Source organism: Amycolatopsis sp. CA-128772 (genome assembly GCF_002904295.1).
Lineage (GTDB): Bacteria > Actinomycetota > Actinomycetes > Mycobacteriales > Pseudonocardiaceae > Amycolatopsis.
This window is the reverse complement of record NZ_PPHG01000066.1, coordinates 137,089-157,994: the sequence shown is the minus strand read 5'-3', so window position 1 is coordinate 157,994 and position 20,906 is coordinate 137,089. Positions and strand designations below refer to the sequence as shown.

Below are 20,906 nucleotides of genomic sequence, written 5' to 3'. Positions count from 1 at the left end.
CCCATACCGAGGCCAGGTTGGACTACCGTGTTCGATTTCCTCAGCAATCCTGACTATCACATCGTCGACGCGTTCTGGACGACGATCCAGCTGACGTTCTTCTCGGCGATCGGATCGCTCATCTGGGGGACCATCCTCGTCGCCATGCGCGTCAGCCCGGTCCCGATCATGCGCGGGTTCGCCACGGTCTACGTGAACACCTTCCGGAACACCCCGCTGACCGTGATCATCGTCTTCACGTCGCTGGGGCTGTCCTCGACGCTGGGCATCAACCTGGCTTCGGCCGATTCGCCGACTTCGCTGGCCGACAACGCGTTCCGGCTGGCGATCCTCGGGTTCGTGGCCTACACGGCGACCTTCGTGTGCGAAGCGCTGCGGTCGGGCATCAACACCGTGCCGGTGGGCCAGGCGGAGGCGGCGCGCGCGCTGGGCCTCGGCTTCCTCCAAGTGCTGACCCTGATCGTGCTGCCCCAGGCGTTTCGCTCCGTGATCGCTCCGCTGGCGAACGTCCTGATCGCCCTGCTGAAGAACACGACGGTCGCCGCGGTGATCAGCGTGGCCGAGGCGGCGGCGCTGATGTCGGCCATGATCGAGAACGAGTCCGACTCGCTGTTCCTGGTCTTCCTCGTGTTCGCCGCGGTGTTCGTGGCGCTGGTGCTGCCGCTCGGCCTGGTCCTGGGCTGGGTGGCCAAGAAGGTCGAGGTCAAGCGATGAGCACCCAGTCCGTCCTCTACGACGCCCCCGGCCCGAAGGCCCGGGCCCGCAACTGGATCTACACGGTGGTGTTCGTGCTGGCGCTGCTCCTGGTGGCGTACTTCGTCTACCGGGGCTTCGACGAGAAGGGCCAGTGGGCGGGTGCGCTGTGGAAGCCGTTCATCGACGGCTCGACCTGGACCCAGTTCCTGCTCCCGGGCCTGCTCAACACGCTCAAGGCAGCGGCACTGGCCATCGTGATCGCGTTGCCGATCGGGGCCCTGCTGGGCATCGGACGGCTGTCCGAACACAAGTGGGTGCGCATCCCCGCCGGCGCCGTCGTGGAATTCTTCCGGGCCATCCCGGTCCTGCTGCTGATGGTGTTCGCGGCGTCGTTCTACGCGTACTACACCGGGCTCGAGGCGGACACCCGTCCGCTGTTCGCCGCGGTCACCGGCCTGGTCCTCTACAACGGCTCAGTGCTGGCCGAGGTATTCCGGGCGGGCATCCTGGCCCTGCCCAAGGGCCAGACCGAGGCCGCCTCGGCGCTGGGCCTCCGCAAGACACAGGTCATGACGAACGTCCTGCTGCCGCAGGCCGTCACGCTGATGCTGCCGGCGCTGGTGAGCCAGCTGGTGGTCATCCTGAAGGACACCGCGCTGGCCGGCCAGCTGACCATCGGTTACGACGAGCTGATCCGCGGCTCCGGCCCGATCACCGGCAACTTCAACAACACGATCCCGACGTTGATCGTCATCGCGATCATCTTCATCGTCCTCAACCTGCTGCTGACCCGCCTCGCGTCGTATCTGGAGCGCAAGCTGTCGCGGCGGAAGAAGGCGCCTCGCGGAGCCAAGCCCCTTGATGAGGCCCCGGCCTCGATCGTGGCGGAAACGGACATGGCCAGCGGCCGCGGAGTCTGATTTCCGCGGTTCGGAGGCGGGTGAGTGCGGCAGCGTCGCCCTCACCCGCTTTTTCGTTCCCGGCCGTGGAGGCCCGTTCAGTCCGGGAAGCCGACGCTGACCCGGGTCGGGCTCTCCGGCGATGGAGCACGGAACCTGGGAAATCTCGTTCTTGTTCATCCACGGCCCCATGATCGGGAACTTCGCGAAATCGCAGTAGACGGCGACCCGGTGCGCTCTCGCCGCGCACTGCCAATAGCCGACGCCCCATCGGAGGTCCGACCACACCTTGCAGTCCGGCGGGATCGAAGCCGGTACCGCCACCGCAGCCTGAGCGGCTTTGGTCGCCGACGCTTCCGCCGGCACAACTGACATCGTTCCGCTCGCCAGCAAGGCGATGGCGAGTACAGAGTCTCGCCTCGGTCCTCTCCGATCCACCGTGTTGATCAAGACGCAAGCATCATCATGCCTCGCGGAGGAGCCGGCCGGGTTCATCCGATGGAGCGGAGTCGGCATGCGCCGGCAACGTCGGTCTGAGTCACCCGTCCGAGGCCCCCGGGACATGTCCCGGGGGCCTTGTCGTGTCCCGGGGTGTCCCCTAGCGTCGGGCGCATGGGTGTCGCACTGGTGACCGGCAGTTCCCGCGGCCTGGGCCGGGTGATCGCGCGCCGGCTGGCCCGCGACGGGTTCGCGGTGGCGGTCAACGGCCGCCACGACGACGCCGACCTGAAGACGGCGGCCGAAGCCATCCTCGCCGAGGGCGCCCGTGCGGCGGCGTTCGCGGCGGACGTGACGGACCGGCGCCAGGTCGGCGACCTGGTCGACGCGGTCACGGCGTTGCTCGGCCCGATCGCGGTGCTGGTCCTGAACGCGACCGGTCCGCAGCCGGAAGCCCCGCTGGCCGGCGTGGACTGGCCGGATCACCTGGCCCAGCTCGACTTCTTCGTGCGGTCCCCGGTCCTGCTCGGACACGCGGTCCTCCCGGGCATGCGCGCCCGCGGCCACGGCCGCATCGTGCACGTCGACTCGGAGGTGGCGGACCGCCCGCCCCCGGGCCGCTCGGCGTACGCGACGGCCAAGAGCGCCCAGATCGGCCTGGCCCGCGCATGGGCCCGCGAGCTGGCCCCGGACGGCATCACGGTCAACACGGTGGCGCCGGGCTTCATCCCGGTGGAGCGCCACGCGGAGATCCCGGCGAAGACGCTGGAGGAGTACCGCGCCTCGGTCCCGGCCGGTCACCTGGGAGCCCCGGAGGACGTGGCGGCGGCGGTGAGCTTCTTCGCGTCGGAGGAGGCGGGCTTCGTGACGGGCCAGCGCCTGCTGGTGGACGGCGGACGTGCGCTCGGTTGATGGTGAAACGGCTCGGCCCTTACGGCCCAACCATCCGGATATCACCACTGATCCGGCGGACGGTCGCGGTCCACGAACCCGAGCCGGCGGTTCATCATGATCGCCGGGGTGTTCGCCGCGTGGTGGCAGGCGATCAACCGGCGATGACCGGCGTCCCGGGCGAAGCGAACAGCCAAGAGCTTGAGCGCCAGCGAAAGCCCCTGCCCGCGATGAGCCGCAAGCACTCCGGTCATCTCGCTGAAGGCGTACCCGGCGCGCAGCGACGTCGCGGACATACCGATCCAGTCGCCACCGCGCAGTGCGAAGAACACGCCGTCCGGGGTGAAGGACGGCACCTCGATCCGCTGGGCGACGTAGTCGGCGTAGGAGTAGAACGGCCCGCGGCCGGGAATGTCCGCGGCGCAAGCCCGGTTCAGCTCGTACAGCGACCGCCGGTGCTCCGCGGTGTCGCCCAGCTCGGCCAGCGAAACGAACTCGACGCCGGAGCGGCGCAGGTACGGCTCGAACTCACGGTCGTCAAAGGCGTCTACGTCCAGTTCCAGCCACACCCAGTCCGTCACCGCACGGCCCTCCGCCGCGCCGGCTGCAGCACCGCCAGCACCCCCACGACCAGCACCAACGCCAGGCCGAGCGCGACCCACATCGCCACGTGCAGCTGAAGCAGTCCGCCGGCGAAGGCGCCGGCGAGCATCGCCCCCACCGCGGCGACCTTCCGCAGCGGGTGCGAGCCCGGTCCACCCGCCGCCTTCGAATCCGCCGCGAAGCCGGTCAGCGTCATCGTCAGCACCGTCGTCGTCAGGTCCGGCGCCCCGATCCGGCGGACGGCCGCGTTCTGCAGCCCCATTGCCAGCCCGAGGGCGACGATCAGCAGCTCGGCGCCCAGCCTCGTACCCGCGCCGAGCGTCGCCGACAGCACCACGGCCACCGCGATCAGCGCGGCCTGCACCGCGGTCGCCCGCCGCAGCGTGTCGTGGTCGTCCCCGCGACGGGCCAGCCGGCCACCGGCGAGCGCGCCGGCCAGGAACGCGAGGACCGCGGTCAGCGAGGCCAGCACCGACAGCGTCGTCTCCCCCGCCGCCGCGAACCCGAGGAACACGACGTTGCCGGTCATGTTGGCCACGAACACCCGGCCGAGCCCGAGGAAGCTGACGGCGTCGACCACCCCGGTGACGACGGTCAGCGTCAGCAGCAGGGCGGCCAGGTCCCGCGGTTTCGGTTCAGCCATGCGGGCAGTCAACCACCCCGCGCGTGAACGTGCGGTCGCCGAGCGCGTCCGTGTTGTCCACGAACTGGTCGATCGCCCCGGTCAGGGCGGGCGGCTGCGCGCCCGCGAGCAGGGCCGTCACGAAGCGGCCGGCGTGGATCACCTGGAACGGCCGGTCGTGGTAGCCGCTGGTCCGCGGGTCGACGGGATCGGTGAGGCCGAGGTCGTTGTGCAGCCCGGCGAGGTACTCGTACGCGGGGACCAGGTGCCGCTCACGCTCGTGCCACGTCGTCGCGGCCAGCGCGGCGGTGAGGTGCGGGCTCAGCCGCGCGGCCGCGGGCAGCCGCGCGAAGGCGCTGCCGAGCCACTTGCTGTACGGCGGGTACCGGCGCGCCATGAGCAGGCACAGCCGCATCAGGTCCCGGACGAGCCGCGCGGCGACGACCGCCGACCCCAGTTCGTCGCCGGCCTCGCCGCACCGGCCGACGAAGGCTTCCTCCTGGCCGATCCGCTGCCACTGGCACGCCAGGACGTACCGCCAGACGTCTTCGGGGTACCAGGCGAGGTTCTCCCGCAGGCTTTCGAGCCCGAGGTCGTCGTGGAAGACGGCGCCGCCGGTGAACTCGGCGAAGATCTGGGTGGGCGTGGCCAGCCAGTCGGCCCGGGCCGGGCGCCGCGCGCCGAACCCGAGCGTTCCGCGGACCCAGTCGTCGAGCCCGGCCACGACGACGCCGTGGTCGATCCGGCCGGTCGCCGGCGCGAGGTGCCGGGTGCCCGTGTCGTCGGTGACGAAGTGCGTCGGGTAGCCGAGGAACGTGCGGGGCAGGTGGTCGGCGAGGAGGGCGGGGATCGCCGCGCCGCCGCCGTCGTCGGCGAACAGCAGCAGCCGCGGTCCCCAGTTGTGGTCGGTGGAGCGGGGCGAGTCGAAGCCCAGCACCTCGGAGCCGTAGCCGATGAGCGCGGCGGTGTAGCGGAGCCGCGGGAGCTCGCGGCGCAGGATCGGGCGGACCGCTTCGGCGTGGAACCGCCGGGACAGTTCGATTCCGGGAGTGAATTCCATGGGCACATTGTGTCGCGCGAAGGCGCGAAGCGCGCTTCTATTTGCGAAGCTGCTTCGCAGCGCTTCGCGACCGCTTTTCGTTGTCACACAGGCGAAACACCGACCTCCTTGCGGTGAATCCGCGCGCGGCGCACGCCGTTTTGTCGGAGGTCCCCTCTACCGTCCCTGCCATGACCGAAAAGAGCACGGTACGCACCCGGGAAATGGCCTACGAACTCAAGAGCCAGCGCGAGCTGAAGCGGATGACCCTGCGCGAGCTGGCCCGCCGCGCGGACTGGTCGGCGTCGAAGGTGTCGGCCTGGGAGAACGGCCGCCGGATCTCCCCGATCGACGCCGCGATCTACCTCGCCCACTGCGGGACCAGGGCCGCCGAACGCGCGCGGCTCCTCGAGCTGGCCACGCCGCCCGGTGACCTGTACTGGGTGCGGCCCTACTTCGCCAAGCTCGTCGACCCGATGAAATCGCTGATCATCCAGGAAAACCTGGCCCGATCGATCATGCACTACAGCCCGGCCGCCATCCCCGGGATGCTGCAGACGGAGGAGTACGTCCGCACCTGTTTCGAGCTCACCGGGCGCTACACCACCGACCGGCTCGGCGTGCTCACGCGAGCCCGCGTGGACCGGCAGCAGCTCCTGCAGCGCCCCCATCCGCCGATCTCCACCTTCTTCGTGCACGAGCGCGCTCTCCGCTCGGTCGTGGGCGATCCGGCGCTCATGCACGAACAGCTGCAGAACCTCGTGCTGACCACGAACCTGCCGCACTGCGTCATCCGGGTGGTGCCGGAGTCCGACCCCACGTTCCGCGTGCTGAGCACGACCTTCACGGTGATGGAATTCCCCGAACACTCACCGGTGGTCTACGAGGAGACCTTCACCGCCGGGTTGTTCGTGGACGAGCGCATCGCGGTGGAAGCGTTCTACCTTCTCCTCACACGCCTGGAACAAGTGGCCCTCTCCGAGGGAGAATCGCGCGAGTGGCTCGTCCGGTTCGCGGACGAGTACGAACGCCTGAGGGAGTGATCGAGGATGGCCCGAGAGCGGATGTGGTTCAAGAGCAGCCACAGCGAAGGCCAGGAGCACCAGACCTGCGTGGAAGTGGCCCTGACCTCGAAGGAAACGGCGGTCCGCGACTCGAAGGCGCCGACGGCCGGGCACTTGACGGTCCCCCACCCTGCGTGGAGCGCGCTGCTCAGCTCCGTGCGCTGACGGCTTTCCCGTCGTGCCAGACCGCCCGGGTCCGCCCGGGCAGATCGGTCACGTCCAGGTCCGTGCCGTCCAGCAGCACCAGGTCGGCGCGCAACCCCGGCTCGATGCGGCCGCGGTCGTCGTCGAGCCGGAGCAGCCGGGCCGCCTCGGAGGTGGCCGCCTTCAAGGCGGCCGCTTCGCCGAGCACCTCGGCCAGCAGCCGCAGTTCGGTCGTCAAGTCGACATGGGGACGCGGGGCGAGGTCCGACCCCGCGGCGATGCGGACGCCCGCTTCGGCCGCGAGACGCAGCGAACGGCGATGCGTCCCGGCGAACTCGCTGTCGCTGATCGGCGAGAGCGTCGGCACGTACCAAGCGCCGGCCAGGGCGGCGACAGCGGAGTCGTCGAGGAAGGTGCCGTGCTCGATGCTGCGGGCCCCGGCGCCGGCGGCCGAGACGACGGCTTCCGACGTGTGCGCGTGGGCCAGGACGTCCCGGCCGCAGCGGCGGGCTTCGTCGACCAGCGCGGCGAGCTCGTCGTCGGTCGGGCGCACGTCCGCACCCGAGCGCACGGCCCGCATCGCCCCGCTCGCGCCGACCTTGACCCAGTCGGCGCCCGCCCGCACCATGCGACGGACCGCCGCGCGCGCCGCGTCCGGTCCGTCGAACAGCGGGTCCGGCAGCGACGGGTCGCCGTAGTGGTCGACGCCACCCGCGGGCGGCTCCCAGCTGTCGCCGAGCCCGCCGGTCGGGCTCAGCTGACGCAGGCTGACGAGCAGATCGGGCCCGGCGATCCACCCCTCGCGCAGGGCGTGCTTGAACCCGGCATCGGCGCCCCAGGCGTCCCGGACGGTCGTGATCCCGCGCGCCAGCAGTCCCCGCAGCACCGGCACGGCTTCGAGGATGCGCGCGCTGCGCGGCAACGGCTCGGGCCGTGGGAAGGCCACGTGCACGTGGCAGTCGATGAGCCCGGGAATCAGCAGCCCGCCCGAGCAGTCGACCCGCTCGCCCGCCAACCCCAGGCCCACCTCGGCGATCCGCTCCCCGTCGAGCCGAACGTCTGCACGCGTGGTGTCCCCGGTGTCGGGATCCAGCACCCGCGCCCCGGCGAGCACCCTCACCGAAAGTCCTTGCGGTAGCTGAAGAACTTGCACACGGCCCCGGCGAGAGCACCGTCCACGAAAGCGACACCGATCTGCCCGGCGGCGACGAACCCGGCCACCTCCCCGGCGGACGTCCGGTCGGCGCTCCCCCGCCAGAGCCCCTTCTCGGCTTCGGCGTAGACGTGGTTGACCAACGCCGCAACCCGTTCGACGACGCCCCGGTCAGCCGACGGCGGCTGCAGTTCGATTCCCATACCGCCATCCTGCCGTGCACCGCACGAAGCCCGAAACCGGCTGCGCCTCGCCCCACGCCCGTAACGGAACGCCGGCGGGGAAAAGCAGCGGGCGGCGGCACGCCAGCAAGCGCAAGCCCAGCGGGCCGCACAACGGGTGGAGCGGGAAGACGTGGCTTCGCGATTGGCAGAACAGCATGCGAAGGCCGACGCCCGAGCGCGGGCCGACGCCAGCAAGCAGCAGAAGCAAGCCCACCTCGAACTCCAGCAAGCGCGGGTGGCCAGCTGCAGCACGTACACCAGCAGGCCGAGCACGCGCGCGGCGAGGCATCTGAGCAAGCCAACCCAGTCTACGACGAACAATGTGCGGAACGCGAACGCGAAGTCGCAGCACACAACGCGGACGTGCCGCCCTGACGGCCGCCTTCGCCAATTGTGAAGCTGAGGAAGTTCTCGAGTACTTCACGCCAGTCCTCGCCAATTCCGACTACCCGGAGAAGTTCTCCGGCAATACCGGATCGCTTAATCCTTGAAGACCCGCCCGGCGCGGGATGGCGACGTCGACTGCGTCGCGTTCGATCCGCGACCTTTCCGGGACGATGCAGAACGACGGTGCGTCCAAGGGCATCCTGGTGACGGCATCCGGTCACGGTCCGGCGACCTACGACTTCCCCGCCGGCCAGCCGCCCGAGGCATCACAAAAAACGCTCGCGAACCGGCTCGGGGCCGGTTCGCGAGCGTCAGGAAGAAAGCCCTACTTGTCCCGGCGGAACAGCTTGTTCCCCAACCAGACGATCGGATCGTACTTCCGGTCCGCCACGCGCTCCTTCATCGGGATCAGCGCGTTGTCCGTGATGTGGATGCCCTCCGGGCAAACCTCGGAACAGCACTTCGTGATGTTGCAGTACCCGAGCCCGTGCTCGTCCTGGGCCGCGTCACGGCGGTCCGCCACGTCCAGGGGGTGCATCTCCAGCTCCGCGATGCGCATCAGGTACCGCGGCCCCGCGAAGGCTTCCTTGTTCTCCTCGTGGTCGCGCACCACGTGGCAGGTGTTCTGGCACAGGAAGCACTCGATGCACTTGCGGAACTCCTGCGAGCGCTCGACGTCGACCTGCTGCATCCGGTACTCGCCCGGCTTGAGGTCCGCCGGCGGGGTGAACGACGGGATCTCACGCGCCTTCGTGTAGTTGAACGACACGTCGGTGACCAGGTCGCGGATCACCGGGAACGTCCGCATCGGCGTCACCGTGATCACCTCGTCCTCGGTGAACGTCGACATCCGCGTCATGCACAGCAGGCGCGGGCGGCCGTTGATCTCCGCCGAGCACGAGCCGCACTTGCCCGCCTTGCAGTTCCAGCGGACGGCGAGGTCCGCGGCCTGCGTCGCCTGCAGGCGGTGGATGATGTCGAGGACGACCTCGCCCTCGTTCACTTCCACCGTGAAGTCCTGCAGCGCGCCACCGTCGGCGTCGCCGCGCCAGACGCGGAAACTCGCCTTATAGCTCATGCTTTGCTCCCGGGGTGCGTCTCGAGCTCCGCATCGGTGTAGTACTTCCCGAGTTCGCCGAACTCGAACAGCTCCAGCAGGTCCTGCCGCAGCGGCACCTGCTCCTCGACCGTGACGCCGATGTCCGGGACGACCGGGTTGTCGCCGGCGGAGGCCGCGCACACCAGGAGCTTGTGGCGCCACTCGGCGTCCAGGCCCGGGAAGTCGTCCCGCGTGTGCCCGCCACGGCTTTCGGTCCGCATCAGCGCCGCCTTCGCGACGCACTCGCTGACCATCAGCATGTTGCGCAGGTCGATCGCCAGGTGCCAGCCGGGGTTGAACTGCCGGTGCCCCTCGACCGTGACGCGCAGGATCCGCTCCCGCAGCTCGCCCAGCTTCACCAGCGCCTGCTCGATCTCGCCCGCCTTGCGGATGATGCCGACCAGGTCGTTCATCGACTGCTGCAGCTCGGTGTGCAGCGTGTACGGGTTCTCGGCCGAGGCACCGGACGGCGGATCGAACGGCGCCAGCGCCATCTTCGCCGCGGCGTCCACATCGGACTCGCTCACCGCGGGCCTGCCGTCGAGGCCGGACACGTACTCGGCCGCGCCCAGACCCGCCCGCCGGCCGAACACCAGCAGGTCGGACAGCGAGTTGCCGCCGAGCCGGTTGGACCCGTGCATGCCGCCCGAGCACTCGCCGGCCGCGAACAGGCCGGGCACGCTCGCCGCCGCCGTGTCCGGGTCGACCTCGATGCCGCCCATGACGTAGTGGCAGGTCGGGCCGACCTCCATCGGCTCGGCGGTGATGTCGACGTCCGCCAGCTCCTTGAACTGGTGGTACATCGACGGCAGCCGCTTGCGGATCTCCTCGGCCGGCAGCCGGCTGGCGATGTCGAGGAAGACGCCGCCGTGCGGGGATCCGCGGCCCTCCTTGACCTCGGAGTTGATCGCGCGGGCCACCTCGTCGCGGGGCAGCAGGTCCGGCGTGCGCCGGTTGTTGTCCGCGTCGGCGTACCAGCGGTCGGCTTCGTCTTCGCTTTCCGCGTACTGCCCCTTGAACACGTCGGGCACGTACTCGAACATGAACCGCTTGCCGTCGGAGTTCTTCAGCACGCCGCCGTCACCGCGGACGCCCTCGGTGACGAGGATGCCCTTGACGCTCGGCGGCCAGACCATCCCGGTCGGGTGGAACTGGACGAACTCCATGTTGATCAGCTTCGCGCCCGCCCGCAGGGCCAGCGCGTGGCCGTCACCGGTGTACTCCCACGAGTTCGACGTCACCTTGAACGACTTGCCGATGCCGCCGGTGGCCAGCACGACCGCGGGCGCCTCGAAGAGGATGAACCGCCCGCTCTCGCGCCAGTAGCCGAACGCGCCGGCGATCTTGCCGTCGGTGGTGAGCAGCTCGGTGACCGTGCACTCGGCGAAGACCTTGATCTTCGCCTCGTAGTCTCCGGTCTCGGCGAAGTCCTCCTGCTGCAGCGAGACGATCTTCTGCTGCATCGTGCGGATCAGCTCGAGGCCGGTGCGGTCACCGACGTGCGCGAGCCGCGGGTACGTGTGCCCGCCGAAGTTGCGCTGGCTGATCCGGCCGTCGGCGGTGCGGTCGAACAGCGCGCCGTAGGTTTCGAGCTCCCAGACGCGGTCCGGCGCCTCCTTGGCGTGCAGCTCGGCCATCCGCCAGTTGTTGAGGAACTTCCCGCCGCGCATGGTGTCGCGGAAGTGGACCTGCCAGTTGTCGTTCGAGTTCGCGTTGCCCATCGAGGCGGCGCACCCGCCCTCGGCCATCACCGTGTGCGCCTTGCCGAACAGGGACTTGCACACGACCGCGACGCGGAAGCCGCGTTCGCGGGCTTCGATCACGGCGCGCAGACCGGCGCCACCGGCACCGATCACCACCACGTCGTAGCTGTGCCGTTCGACCTCGGTCATGAAGAAATTCCACCTCGGAACTGGGGACGTCTGTTGTTGGGAAGCACTGTCGGGAGCGGGAAGAGCTAGTTCACGAACCGCAGGTCCGCGATCGCGCCGCTGGCGACGAGCATGACGTAGAAGTCGGTCAGCACCAGCGTGCCGAGCGTCGTCCAGGCCAGCGTCATGTGGCGGGTGTTGAGCTTCGTGACCTGCGTCCAGATCCAGTAGCGCACCGGGTGCTTGGAGAAGTGCTTCAGCCGGCCGCCGGTCACGTGCCGGCAGGAGTGGCAGGACAGCGTGTAGGCCCAGAGCAGGATCACGTTGGCGAGCAGGATGACGTTGCCCAGCCCGAAGCCGAAGCCGCCGGTCTTCCCGTGGAACGCCGTGATCGCGTCGTAGGTGTTGACCAGCGAGACGATCAGCGCCACGTAGAAGAAGTAGCGGTGGACGTTCTGGATGATCAGCGGCAGACGCGTCTCGCCGGTGTACTTGGCGTGCGGTTCCGCGACGGCGCAGGCGGGCGGGGAGAACCACACCGACCGGTAGTACGCCTTGCGGTAGTAGTAGCAGGTCAGCCGGAACCCGAGCAGGAACGGCAGCACGACGAACCCGAGCGGGATGAACCCGGGCAGGTCGCCGAACCAGTGGCCGAAGTGGCTCGAGCCTTCGACGCAGGAGGTGGACAGGCAGGGCGAATAGAACGGGGTCAGGTAGTGGTAGTCGGGCACCCAGTACGCGGTGCGCACGAACGACCGGACCGTCGCGTAGATGATGAACGCCGACAGTCCGAGCACGGTCAGCAGCGGCTGGAGCCACCACCGGTCCGTGCGGAGGGTGCGCTCGGCGATCCGGGCCCGCCTGGGGGCCCGGACGCCGGTGCCGACGCCGTTGTCAGCGGGTGCGCTCACCGCTGGTCGCGCTTGTAGCCGCCGACGCCTTCGTCATCGGCGCCGTGCCACAGCGCCGGGTCGTAGGGGGTGTCGGGGACGGGGACGCGCTCCGCGGCCTTCGCCTGCGCGGGCACCGCGAGGGGCACGCCGTCGAGGTCCGCGATGTCGATGTCGAGCCGCTCGACGTCGTTGGCGAGCCGGCGCACCGCCGACGCGTCGCCGTAGCGAGAGCGCAGTGCGCCGACGCACTGCCGGAGCTGGCCGATGGTTCGCCGCAGCTCGGCGATCTCGGAGGTGGACATCATGCCTCCCGTGGTGGTGGGGCTGGCAGGGAACCGGGGGACGGCTGTGCCACGCGTCGTGCAGTGTGACAACTAGCACACTAACGGTTCCAGAGGTGATCGGGGTCACGCGAATCGATCTTCTGAATCGATTTTGATTCGGCGTTTTCCCGAGGTAGTGTGGCCAGGGTCACGACCCAGAGGCGTCAGCGCTGCCGTCCCGCGGACCACCACACACCAGTGATCCGGAGCCGGACATGAGCCCGACCCCATCGTTGCACCCCGTCATCGCCGAAGTCACCGCCCGCATCGCCGCGCGCAGTGCCGCGACCCGCACCGCCCACCTCGGCCGCACGGCCGCCGCGTACGCCGAAGGCCCGGTCCGCCGCGGCCTCGCCTGCAGCAACCTCGCCCACGGTTTCGCCGCGATGGACGGCGTCGACAAGGAAGCGCTGCGGGCCGCGCGCGCTCCCGGCGTCGCGATCGTGTCGTCCTACAACGACCTGCTTTCGGCGCACCAGCCGATGCAGGAGTACCCGGCCTGGCTGAAGAAGTCGGTGCGTTCCGCGGGCGGCGTCGCCCAGTTCGCCGGCGGCGTGCCCGCCATGTGCGACGGCATCACGCAGGGCCGCGCGGGGATGGAGCTGTCGCTGTTCAGCCGCGAGGTCATCGCGATGTCGACGGCGATCGCCCTCTCGCACGACATGTTCGACGCGTCGCTGCTGCTGGGCGTTTGCGACAAGATCGTGCCCGGCCTGCTGATCGGCGCGCTGTCGTTCGGGCACCTGCCGGCGATCCTGGTGCCGGCCGGCCCGATGAACTCCGGGCTGCCGAACAAGGAGAAGGCGCGCGTCCGGCAGCTCTACGCCGAGGGCCTCGCGACCCGCGAAGACCTCCTCGACGCCGAAGCGGCGTCGTACCACTCGGCCGGCACCTGCACCTTCTACGGCACGGCCAACTCGAACCAGATGGTCGTCGAGGTGATGGGCCTGCACCTGCCGGGCGCCAGCTTCGTGCAGCCGGGTTCGGCCCTGCGTCAGGCGCTGACCGAAGAGGCCGGACGCCGGGTCGTGGCGATTTCGCGCGGCGAGGAGTACACGCCGGTGTCGCGAATCCTCGACGAGAAGGCGTTCGTCAACGGCGTCGTCGCGCTGCTGGCCACCGGCGGGTCGACCAACCACACGATGCACCTGGTCGCCATCGCCGCGGCCGCCGGCATCCAGCTGACCTGGGACGACTTCTCCGACCTCTCGGCCGTCGTGCCGCTGCTGGCGCGGGTCTACCCGAACGGCAGCGCCGACATCAACCACTTCCACGCCGCCGGCGGCATCCAGTTCCTCGTCGGCACCCTGCTCGACGCCGGGCTGCTGCACGAAGACGTCCACACGGTGGCCGGGTTCGGGCTGCACCGCTACCGGGCCGAGCCGATCCTGTCCGACGGCGAGCTGGTCTGGCGGGACGTCCCCACCCGCAGCCTCGACGAGGACGTTCTGCGCCCGGCGTGGCGGCCCTTCGCCGCGGACGGCGGGCTGCGGATGGTCGCGGGCAACCTCGGCCGCGCGGTGGTCAAGGTGTCCGCGGTGGCGCCCGAGCACCGGGTCGTCCAGGCGCCGGCGCGGGTGTTCACCACGCAGGAGGGCTTCACGGCCGCGTTCGAGGCCGGCGAGCTGGACCGCGACGTCGTGGTCGTGCTCCGGCAGCAGGGTCCGCAGGCCAACGGCATGCCGGAGCTGCACGGCCTGACGCCCGCCCTCGGTGTGCTGATGGACCGGGGGTACGCCGTGGCGTTGCTCACCGACGGCCGGATGTCGGGCGCGTCGGGCAAGATCCCGGCCGCCATCCAGGTGACGCCGGAAGCCGCGGCGGGCGGCCCGATCGCGCGCATCGCCGACGGCGACGTCATCCGCCTCGACGCTTCCACGGGTTCGCTCGACGTGCTGGTCGGTGACGAAGAACTCGCCCGGCGTGAACTTGTGGACGCGCCGCCGTCCGAAGCATCCTGGACCGGCACCGGCCGAGAGCTGTTCGCCGCGTTGCGCCGGGCGGTCGGCCCCGCCGACCAGGGCGCTTCGGTGTTCGGCGGTTTGACTCCGGAGCACTTCGGAATGCCCACTCTGGAAACCCAGGAGGTCGGTCAGTGACCACCGGTCAGGACCTGCTCGAGCTGTCCCCCGTGATGCCCGTCGTGGTGATCGAAGACGCCGCGGACGCGGTGCCCACGGCCCGGGCCCTGCTCGCCGGCGGGATCGGGGTCATCGAGCTGACCCTGCGCACCCCGGCGGCGTTGTCGGCGATCGAGCGCGTCGCCACGGAGGTGCCGGACATCGTCATCGGCGCCGGCACCGTCACGGCGCCGGACCACGCGAAGCAGGCGGCCGACGCGGGGGCGAAGTTCCTCGTGACGCCGGGCTGCACCGACGCCGTCGTCGACGCGTGCTTCGAGACCGGGCTGCCGTTCCTGCCCGGCGCGAGCACGGTGTCGGAGGCGATGCGGCTGGCCGAGCGCGGCCTCACGGCGCTGAAGTTCTTCCCGGCGGAGGCGTCCGGCGGCGTCGCGTACCTGAAGTCGATCGCGGGTCCGTTGCCTTCGCTGCGCTTCTGCCCCACCGGCGGGATCACCGTGGCGTCGGCGCCGTCGTACCTGGCGCTGCCGAACGTCGGCTGCATCGGCGGCTCGTGGCTGACGGCCTCGCTCGACCCCGCCGCGATCGAGAAGCTGGCCGCCGAAGCCGCGGCGCTGTAGCGGAGATCACGCGGCGTCATTCTCGCACCCGAACGGCGGAAACGGCGTCCGCATCCCGGGAGCACCGTTCCAGCGCGCTGGAACGGTGCTCCGAGCGGGTGTGGCGCCCGTCATGGGAACCGGACCCGTCCCGCTGAATGGCCCATTCACCGCGCAGATGGGCGGTTAACCGGCCTGTTATCGTTCCTCTTCGCTATTTCCAGCGAGGAGAATCCGTGTCCCTGACCAGCGTGGTCACCCTCAGCCCTGCCTCCGAGACGGTCGCCGCCCTGGTCGGCGCCCGCCTTTCCCTGTCCGCACTCCACCAGCTGGGCGGCACCCTCGGCGGCTATTCCTTCGTCAAGGTCGTGGTCGACCGCGAGCAGGCGAAGATCCACTTCCTGAACCACGCGCGGCATTCCTTTCACGCGATCTATATCGGCGAAGAGATCCTCGGCGTCCCCGAAGAACGCGTGCGCGCGGAGATCGATTCGTACAACGAAACCTTCTACCACGCGCCGGACCGCCGGTTCCTCCTCGGCATTCTTTCGCTGCACCCGCAGCTGCTTTCGCTGGAAACGGTCGAGGTCGACACCATGCCGGCCGAGCTGATCCGCGAGTTCCACGCGTTCGTCACGCAGTACGTCGACCCGGCGCTGCCGCTGGTGTTCAAGCCGGCCAACCAGCGGCAGGAGCGGCTCGTCCGGGAGATCCCGGCGAGCGAGCTGCCCCGCGTCTTCGCGCACGAGCTGTTCTCCGCGGCGCCGTTCGTGGCGCTGAACCCGGGCACGGCCACCGGGCGGCTGCGCGCGTTCCGCACCGAGGCCGAGTACCGGGCCGCGACGCTGGACTGGACGGACATCATCGTGATGGACCGCGTGCCGGACGACATCCCGCGGCTGTCGGGGATCGTCAACGCCCGGCACACGACGCCGTTGTCGCACACCAACGTCCTCGCGACCGGCTGGCAGATCCCGAACGCCGTCCAGCTCGGCGCCCTGGCCGAGATCGAGCGCCGCGGCCTCGACGGCAAGTGGGTCGAGTACACGGTCGACGCCCGGGGGTTCGCCCTGCGGGAGATCGGCGAGCCGGCGGACGCGGCGCCGCCGTCCTGGTACGCCCAGCGCGTGACGCTGGAGCAGCCGGAGGCCGACCACAGCCCGATCGTGAACCTCGCGCGGCTGCGCGGGGCCGACCGGCACCGCTACGGCACGAAGGCGGCCAACCTGGGCGAGCTGCACCACGTCCTGGCCGCCGGTTCGGAACGGCTGCTCGGGTTCTACCGGGTGCCGCGGCCGCCGCGGGACAACCTGCTGCCGTACCTGGCCCGCCTGCTGGACGTTCCGGCGGACGCCGACCTGGGCGCCGCGGCCCGCCGGCTGCTCGACGAGCACGTCCGCGTGCCGCGGGGCATCGCGCTGCCGTTCTCGCTGCAACGGCGGTTCCTGGAGTCGTCGCCGCGGATCCAGCAGGCCATCGGCAAGCTGAAGATGGCCCTGGAGCTCGACGCGCGGGAGATCGAGCCGCTGTGCGTCGAGCTGCAGGGGCTGATCCGGTCGGCGCGCATGCCGGGCGCGCTCGCCGGCGAGATCGACTCGGCGCTCGTGTCGCAGCTGGCCGGGGTCCGGGCGTTCGTCGTGCGGAGTTCGTCCAACGCCGAAGACCTCGCCGGGTTCTCGGCCGCCGGGATCTACGAGTCGCTCAACCACGTCACCACGGCCGAGCGCATCTTCGCCAGCGTCAAGGAAGTGTGGGCGTCGCTGGTGTCGATGCGCAGCGTCCGGCTGCGGCAGCAGGCCGGGATCTCCCTCGACGAGTGCTACATGGGCGTCGTCATCCAGGAGCAGGTCGCGGCGGACTTCGGCGGGGTACTGGTGACGACGAACCCGATGAACCGCGCGGACTTCCGCACGGTGTACGTCAACGTGTCACCACGCGTCACCGACGTCGTCGACGGCTCGGCCCTGCCGATGCAGTACCTGTACTCGACGGTCGAGGGCGGCGGCCGCACGGTGTCACTGGGCGACGCGCCCGCGGACCTCGACTCGCGGGGCCACGACCAGCTGCAGCGGCTGGCGATCGCCGGCCGCCTGCTGCAGGGCCACTTCTCGCCCGACTACACGTTCGACTCGCCGGTGGACGTCGAGTGGCTCGCCGACGGCGACCACCTCCACCTCGTGCAGCTGCGCCCCTATTCGGCCTGACCTCCCGGGAGACACGACCATGCTGGGCCTTCGCCTGCCCGCGAAACCCGCCGTTCAGCGCGCCGTCCGGCTGAGCTACGGGTTCCAGTTCTTCTTCGGCCTGCTGCTGTGGGTGCCGATCTTCTACCAGTACCAGAAGGCCGCCGGGCTGTCCGACGGCGAGATCTTCGGCATCCAGAGCATCTACTACATCGTGTTCTGCCTGCTGGAGATCCCGACCGGGATGATCGCCGACCGCTTCGACTACCGCACCTCCCTGGCGGCCGGCGCCGGCGTGTTGGTGGCGGCGAACCTGGTTCCGGTGCTTTCGGGCTCGTACACGGGTTTCCTCGTGCACTTCATCCTGATCGCCCTGGCCCGCTCGCTGGTGTCCGGCGCGCAGAGCGCGTACCTGTACGAATACCTGCACGCATCCGGCGCGGGCGGACACTACCTGCGTGTGGAGGGTGTCGGCCGCGCGTACAGCCTGGTCGGCAAGATCGTGTGCTGGCCGGTGATCGGCCTGCTGATGTCGTGGAGCCTCCCCTCTCCGTACTGGCTGACGGCGATCAACGCGGGCATCGCGCTGGCCTTCGCGTGCAAGCTCCCCCCGATCCCCGGCGGCCGCCGGGCGGCCGGCAAGACGGCCTCGGTGCTGGCCGGAGTCGGCGGCGCCCTGTCGGCGCTGCGCTCGTCCCGCTGGCTGGTGCTGCTGATGGTGCAGGGCATCGCGATGTTCACGCTGGTGCGCATCTGCCAGGTGAACCTGTTCCAGCCGATCCTGGAGTCGAAGCCCGTCTCGGTGAACTGGTACGGCGCGGTCCTGGCCGCGATGACGGTCTTCGAGGCCCTGGGCGCGGCCCGCCCCCACCGCCTCCGCCGCGCGATCGGCCCGGTCGGTTCGGTGTTCTCCCTGACGATCGTGATGGCCCTGTGCCTCGGCGCGACGGTCTTCGCGGGCTCCTTCCCGGTGGTGGTGCTGCTGTGCGTGTTCGCGGTGGCCACGGGCATCGCGTTCCCGGTCCAGAAGCAGCTGCTCAACGACTCCATCCCGGATTCCCGCTACCGCGCGACCCTCCTGTCCATGGAGTCCATTGTGGACCGCGCGGTCTGCGCCCTGGTCGCGGTGGCCCTGGGCGCGTACCTGGCCGCCGGTCAGCTGGACGAGTTCCTCCTGCTGACGGCCGCGGTGACGTGCGTGGCGATGGGCCTGCTCGCGGTGCTGCTGCTGGCGGTCCGCAAGCACCGTTCGGACCGCCGCGTGCCGGCGGCCCACCGTCCCGCCCAGGGCGGCACGACGTTTCCGCGCACCGAACGCAGTGCGCCGCGGCCGGGAGAAGTCCGCCACTGACCGCCGCACCGGGCACGGCCGGCGCAGTGCGGTGCCTGACCCCCGCGCTCGCGCCCGGCCTGGAGCCGCCCAGCCGCATCGCCGAGCCGCTCAGCCCACATCGCCACCCGATGCTCGCCGCCCAGCGAGCCGATCAACCCGCATGGCCGCCCGACGTTCGCCAAGCCGCCCGATGCTCGCCGCCCGGCGAGCCGCCCATGCTGCCGGGCACGGCCGGCGCGATCAGTCGATGACGGCGTCGTCGAGCAGGGTGGACTCCGCACCGTACTCGCGGAGCTCCTCCCTGATCACGGTGTACGCCAGCCCCTGCGGGTAGCCCTTGCGCGCGAGGAAGCCGAGCAGCCGCCGCAGGGCGGTCTGTTCGTCGACGTTGCCGAGCGATCCGAGGCGCTTGCGGACCAGTTCCCTGGCCATCTGTTCCTCGGACTCGCGGTCGACCTCACCCGCCGCCTGCGCGGCGATCTCGTCGTCGACGCCCTTGCGCCGCAGCTCGGCCACCAGCGCGGTCCGGGACAGGCCCTGGTTCGCGTGGCGGGACTTCACCCACAGTTCCGCGAACTCCGCGTCGTTGACCAGCCCGGCCCGGTCGAGCTTGCCGAGCAGCGTTTCGCTGGTCTCCTCGTCGAACCCCTTGCGGTGCAAAGCCTGCCGGAGCTCCTCTTGGGTGCGCGCACGCACGGCCAGGAGATCGAAGCAGATCTCCTTGGCCTTCTTGTACCGCTCCTCCGGAGGCAGCTCGGCCGGCGGCACCTTCGGCGCCCTGGCCACCTGGGTCTCTCCTCGTCTTCACGCCCACCGCGGACCGCGACGGGCTCACCCTCTCCGGACGATCAGAAGTCGACCGGCGCCGGGACGGGCTCGATGCCGGCCGCGTCGAGCTGCGGGCCGATGCCGAGCTTCTCCTTGATCCGCTTCTCGATCTCGTTGGCGATGTCCGGGTTGTCGCGCATGAACTTCCGCGCGTTCTCCTTGCCCTGGCCGAGCTGGTCGCCCTCGTAGGTGTACCAGGCGCCGGACTTGCGCAGGATGCCCTGGTCGACACCCATGTCGATGAGCGAACCCTCGCGGGAGATGCCGTGGCCGTACAGGATGTCGAACTCGGCCTGCTTGAAGGGCGGGGCCATCTTGTTCTTGACGACCTTGACGCGGGTCCGGTTGCCGACCGCCTCGCCGCCGTCCTTCATCGTCTCGATGCGGCGCACGTCCAGGCGGACCGACGCGTAGAACTTCAGCGCCTTGCCACCGGTGGTGGTCTCCGGGGAGCCGAACATCACGCCGATCTTCTCGCGCAGCTGGTTGATGAAGATCGCGGTGGTGCCGGAGTTGTTCATCGCACCGGTCATCTTGCGCAGCGCCTGGCTCATCAGCCGGGCCTGGAGGCCGACGTGCGAGTCACCCATTTCGCCCTCGATCTCGGCGCGGGGCACGAGCGCGGCCACGGAGTCGATGACCAGGATGTCGAGCGCGCCCGAGCGGACCAGCATGTCCGCGATTTCCAGGGCCTGCTCACCGGTGTCCGGCTGGGAGACGAGCAGCGCGTCGGTGTCGACGCCGAGCTTCTTGGCGTAGTCCGGGTCCAGCGCGTGCTCCGCGTCGATGAACGCCGCGATGCCGCCGTTGCGCTGCGCGTTCGCCACCGCGTGCAGGGCGACCGTGGTCTTACCGGAGGATTCCGGCCCGTAGACCTCGATGACCCGGCCCCGGGGCAGGCCGCCGATGCCGAGCGCGACGTCGAGGGCGATCGAGCCGGTGGGGATCACGGCGATGGGCGGCCGGGTGTCCTCGCCGAGGCGCATCACGGAGCCCTTGCCGTACTGCTTGTCGATCTGCGCGAGCGCGAGCTCGAGCGCCTTGTCCTTGTCGGGTGCTGCAGGCATGGAAGTCCACCTCGCTGGTCTAAGCCCCTGTCTCGGGGGCTCTGTGTCGGTTCTTCAGCTGTCCGGTCCGACGCTAGCGGCGGGGACCGACAATTCCAGGCGCGGCGCCCAATCTGTGGATCGCTGGACCCGATGTGGACAACACCATAGACGAACACCTGTTCGAGGTCGTCAGCGACACACCCTTGCGCTAGGATTTTCGCCCGCCCGGGTCAGGACCCGTGCGTGTCCGCCCAGGTCAACGCCGTTCAGCCGGGACGTCGAAGGCGTCGCAGACCTCGCGCCAGATCTCCTTCGCCGGAATTCCCGCGGTCAGCGCCTGGTCTACGGTGCGGCCGCCGAGCCCGCTGAGCACGTGGTCCCGGGCCAGCACCTGGGCCCGCCCGGAGCCGAACTCGTCGGCCATCAGCCGCCGGAAAACCGTGATCCGCATCGGACCCACTCTAACCGGCGGGCGCGAAAGCTCCGT

Annotated in this window: 21 protein-coding genes; 9 read left to right on the top strand and 12 right to left on the bottom strand. The window is 70.2% G+C overall.

The genetic code is table 11. The features are described from left to right. Positions 1-27: 27 nt before the first annotated feature. The 3 genes from C2L59_RS22805 to C2L59_RS22795 all read left to right on the top strand — a co-directional run bounded on the left by C2L59_RS22805 (position 28) and on the right by C2L59_RS22795 (position 2,945). Entirely contained in the window at positions 28-714 is a 687-nt protein-coding gene (locus C2L59_RS22805; protein WP_103351543.1) for an amino acid ABC transporter permease, read from the top strand. Then, on the top strand, positions 711-1,616 hold the full coding sequence (locus C2L59_RS22800) for an amino acid ABC transporter permease (RefSeq protein WP_103351542.1): 906 nt from the start codon (positions 711-713) through the stop codon (positions 1,614-1,616). Before C2L59_RS22805 ends, C2L59_RS22800 begins: the two co-directional genes overlap by 4 nt. Positions 1,617-2,207: 591 nt before the next feature. Then, the gene (locus tag C2L59_RS22795) at positions 2,208-2,945 is read left to right on the top strand and encodes an SDR family NAD(P)-dependent oxidoreductase (RefSeq protein ID WP_103351541.1); all 738 of its coding nucleotides are present in this window, start codon (positions 2,208-2,210) and stop codon (positions 2,943-2,945) included. 41 nt (positions 2,946-2,986) lie between these two features. Here the strand turns inward: C2L59_RS22795 and C2L59_RS22790 are convergent, their stop codons facing one another. From C2L59_RS22790 to C2L59_RS22780, 3 genes are read right to left on the bottom strand one after another with little or no spacing between them, the layout of a single operon-like run. Then, positions 2,987-3,505 carry a GNAT family N-acetyltransferase gene (locus tag C2L59_RS22790; protein ID WP_103351540.1) on the bottom strand — a complete coding sequence of 173 codons (519 nt, stop codon included), beginning with the start codon at positions 3,503-3,505 and terminating at the stop codon, positions 2,987-2,989. After that, complete coding sequence (locus C2L59_RS22785) at positions 3,502-4,170, bottom strand: YoaK family protein (protein ID WP_103351539.1); 669 nt, start codon at positions 4,168-4,170, stop codon at positions 3,502-3,504. The genes C2L59_RS22790 and C2L59_RS22785 overlap by 4 nt, the downstream gene beginning before the upstream one ends. Continuing rightward, positions 4,163-5,209 (bottom strand): DUF4037 domain-containing protein, encoded by a 1,047-nt coding sequence (locus C2L59_RS22780; RefSeq protein ID WP_103351538.1) that lies wholly within the window; start codon positions 5,207-5,209, stop codon positions 4,163-4,165. Before C2L59_RS22780 ends, C2L59_RS22785 begins: the two co-directional genes overlap by 8 nt. 170 nt (positions 5,210-5,379) lie before the next feature. On the opposite strand from C2L59_RS22780, the gene C2L59_RS22775 reads away from it, so the two are divergent. Beyond that, a complete protein-coding gene (locus tag C2L59_RS22775; RefSeq protein ID WP_103351537.1) occupies positions 5,380-6,231 on the top strand; it encodes a helix-turn-helix transcriptional regulator in 852 nt (283 codons plus the stop codon). 6 nt (positions 6,232-6,237) lie between these two features. Next, positions 6,238-6,417: a DUF397 domain-containing protein gene (locus tag C2L59_RS22770; RefSeq protein ID WP_103351536.1), complete on the top strand. Its 180-nt coding sequence runs from the start codon at positions 6,238-6,240 to the stop codon at positions 6,415-6,417. Here the strand turns inward: C2L59_RS22770 and C2L59_RS22765 are convergent. The 6 genes from C2L59_RS22765 to C2L59_RS22740 all read right to left on the bottom strand — a co-directional run bounded on the left by C2L59_RS22765 (position 6,401) and on the right by C2L59_RS22740 (position 12,325). Next, a complete protein-coding gene (locus C2L59_RS22765) occupies positions 6,401-7,516 on the bottom strand; it encodes an amidohydrolase family protein (RefSeq protein WP_158263100.1) in 1,116 nt (371 codons plus the stop codon). The genes C2L59_RS22770 and C2L59_RS22765 overlap by 17 nt on opposite strands. Further along, the gene (locus tag C2L59_RS22760) at positions 7,513-7,752 is read right to left on the bottom strand and encodes a hypothetical protein (protein WP_199199204.1); all 240 of its coding nucleotides are present in this window, start codon (positions 7,750-7,752) and stop codon (positions 7,513-7,515) included. Before C2L59_RS22760 ends, C2L59_RS22765 begins: the two co-directional genes overlap by 4 nt. A 733-nt stretch (positions 7,753-8,485) precedes the next feature. Then, on the bottom strand, positions 8,486-9,238 hold the full coding sequence (locus C2L59_RS22755; protein ID WP_103351534.1) for a succinate dehydrogenase/fumarate reductase iron-sulfur subunit: 753 nt from the start codon (positions 9,236-9,238) through the stop codon (positions 8,486-8,488). Beyond that, positions 9,235-11,151: a fumarate reductase/succinate dehydrogenase flavoprotein subunit gene (locus tag C2L59_RS22750; protein ID WP_103351533.1), complete on the bottom strand. Its 1,917-nt coding sequence runs from the start codon at positions 11,149-11,151 to the stop codon at positions 9,235-9,237. The genes C2L59_RS22755 and C2L59_RS22750 overlap by 4 nt, the downstream gene beginning before the upstream one ends. A 65-nt stretch (positions 11,152-11,216) precedes the next feature. Beyond that, positions 11,217-12,041: a hypothetical protein gene (locus tag C2L59_RS22745; RefSeq protein WP_103351532.1), complete on the bottom strand. Its 825-nt coding sequence runs from the start codon at positions 12,039-12,041 to the stop codon at positions 11,217-11,219. Then, positions 12,038-12,325 (bottom strand): hypothetical protein, encoded by a 288-nt coding sequence (locus C2L59_RS22740; protein ID WP_043783673.1) that lies wholly within the window; start codon positions 12,323-12,325, stop codon positions 12,038-12,040. Before C2L59_RS22740 ends, C2L59_RS22745 begins: the two co-directional genes overlap by 4 nt. Before the next feature lie 236 nt (positions 12,326-12,561). On the opposite strand from C2L59_RS22740, the gene edd reads away from it, so the two are divergent. From edd to C2L59_RS22720, 4 genes are all read left to right on the top strand, one after another. Beyond that, positions 12,562-14,445 (top strand): phosphogluconate dehydratase, encoded by a 1,884-nt coding sequence (edd, locus tag C2L59_RS22735; protein WP_199199203.1) that lies wholly within the window; start codon positions 12,562-12,564, stop codon positions 14,443-14,445. Next, positions 14,442-15,047 (top strand): bifunctional 4-hydroxy-2-oxoglutarate aldolase/2-dehydro-3-deoxy-phosphogluconate aldolase, encoded by a 606-nt coding sequence (gene eda / locus C2L59_RS22730; protein ID WP_103351531.1) that lies wholly within the window; start codon positions 14,442-14,444, stop codon positions 15,045-15,047. Before edd ends, eda begins: the two co-directional genes overlap by 4 nt. Before the next feature lie 215 nt (positions 15,048-15,262). Then, positions 15,263-17,230, top strand: a complete 1,968-nt coding sequence (locus C2L59_RS22725; RefSeq protein ID WP_103351530.1) for a PEP/pyruvate-binding domain-containing protein — start codon at positions 15,263-15,265, stop codon at positions 17,228-17,230. Between the two features lie 19 nt (positions 17,231-17,249). Then, complete coding sequence (locus tag C2L59_RS22720) at positions 17,250-18,560, top strand: MFS transporter (RefSeq protein WP_233223637.1); 1,311 nt, start codon at positions 17,250-17,252, stop codon at positions 18,558-18,560. A gap of 222 nt (positions 18,561-18,782) precedes the next feature. On the opposite strand, the gene C2L59_RS22715 is transcribed toward C2L59_RS22720, so the two are convergent. From C2L59_RS22715 to C2L59_RS22705, 3 genes are all read right to left on the bottom strand, one after another. Further along, complete coding sequence (locus tag C2L59_RS22715; RefSeq protein WP_103351589.1) at positions 18,783-19,310, bottom strand: regulatory protein RecX; 528 nt, start codon at positions 19,308-19,310, stop codon at positions 18,783-18,785. 80 nt (positions 19,311-19,390) lie between these two features. Then, on the bottom strand, positions 19,391-20,437 hold the full coding sequence (gene recA / locus C2L59_RS22710; RefSeq protein WP_103351529.1) for a recombinase RecA: 1,047 nt from the start codon (positions 20,435-20,437) through the stop codon (positions 19,391-19,393). Positions 20,438-20,675: 238 nt separating this feature from the next. Next, on the bottom strand, positions 20,676-20,870 hold the full coding sequence (locus C2L59_RS22705) for a DUF3046 domain-containing protein (protein WP_103351528.1): 195 nt from the start codon (positions 20,868-20,870) through the stop codon (positions 20,676-20,678). Positions 20,871-20,906 lie beyond the last annotated feature (36 nt).

Bases quoted from the DNA above. Each gene is read 5' to 3' on its own strand.
- C2L59_RS22705 (WP_103351528.1), bottom strand. From the start codon at position 20,870: ATGCGGATCACGGTTTTCCGGCGGCTGATGGCCGACGAGTTCGGCTCC.
- edd (WP_199199203.1), top strand. From the start codon at position 12,562: ATGAGCCCGACCCCATCGTTGCACCCCGTCATCGCCGAAGTCACCGCC.
- C2L59_RS22720 (WP_233223637.1), top strand. From the start codon at position 17,250: ATGCTGGGCCTTCGCCTGCCCGCGAAACCCGCCGTTCAGCGCGCCGTC.
- C2L59_RS22760 (WP_199199204.1), bottom strand. From the start codon at position 7,752: ATGGGAATCGAACTGCAGCCGCCGTCGGCTGACCGGGGCGTCGTCGAA.
- C2L59_RS22795 (WP_103351541.1), top strand. From the start codon at position 2,208: ATGGGTGTCGCACTGGTGACCGGCAGTTCCCGCGGCCTGGGCCGGGTG.
- C2L59_RS22770 (WP_103351536.1), top strand. From the start codon at position 6,238: ATGGCCCGAGAGCGGATGTGGTTCAAGAGCAGCCACAGCGAAGGCCAG.
- C2L59_RS22755 (WP_103351534.1), bottom strand. From the start codon at position 9,238: ATGAGCTATAAGGCGAGTTTCCGCGTCTGGCGCGGCGACGCCGACGGT.
- C2L59_RS22785 (WP_103351539.1), bottom strand. From the start codon at position 4,170: ATGGCTGAACCGAAACCGCGGGACCTGGCCGCCCTGCTGCTGACGCTG.
- C2L59_RS22750 (WP_103351533.1), bottom strand. From the start codon at position 11,151: ATGACCGAGGTCGAACGGCACAGCTACGACGTGGTGGTGATCGGTGCC.
- C2L59_RS22775 (WP_103351537.1), top strand. From the start codon at position 5,380: ATGACCGAAAAGAGCACGGTACGCACCCGGGAAATGGCCTACGAACTC.
- C2L59_RS22800 (WP_103351542.1), top strand. From the start codon at position 711: ATGAGCACCCAGTCCGTCCTCTACGACGCCCCCGGCCCGAAGGCCCGG.
- recA (WP_103351529.1), bottom strand. From the start codon at position 20,437: ATGCCTGCAGCACCCGACAAGGACAAGGCGCTCGAGCTCGCGCTCGCG.
- C2L59_RS22780 (WP_103351538.1), bottom strand. From the start codon at position 5,209: ATGGAATTCACTCCCGGAATCGAACTGTCCCGGCGGTTCCACGCCGAA.
- C2L59_RS22740 (WP_043783673.1), bottom strand. From the start codon at position 12,325: ATGTCCACCTCCGAGATCGCCGAGCTGCGGCGAACCATCGGCCAGCTC.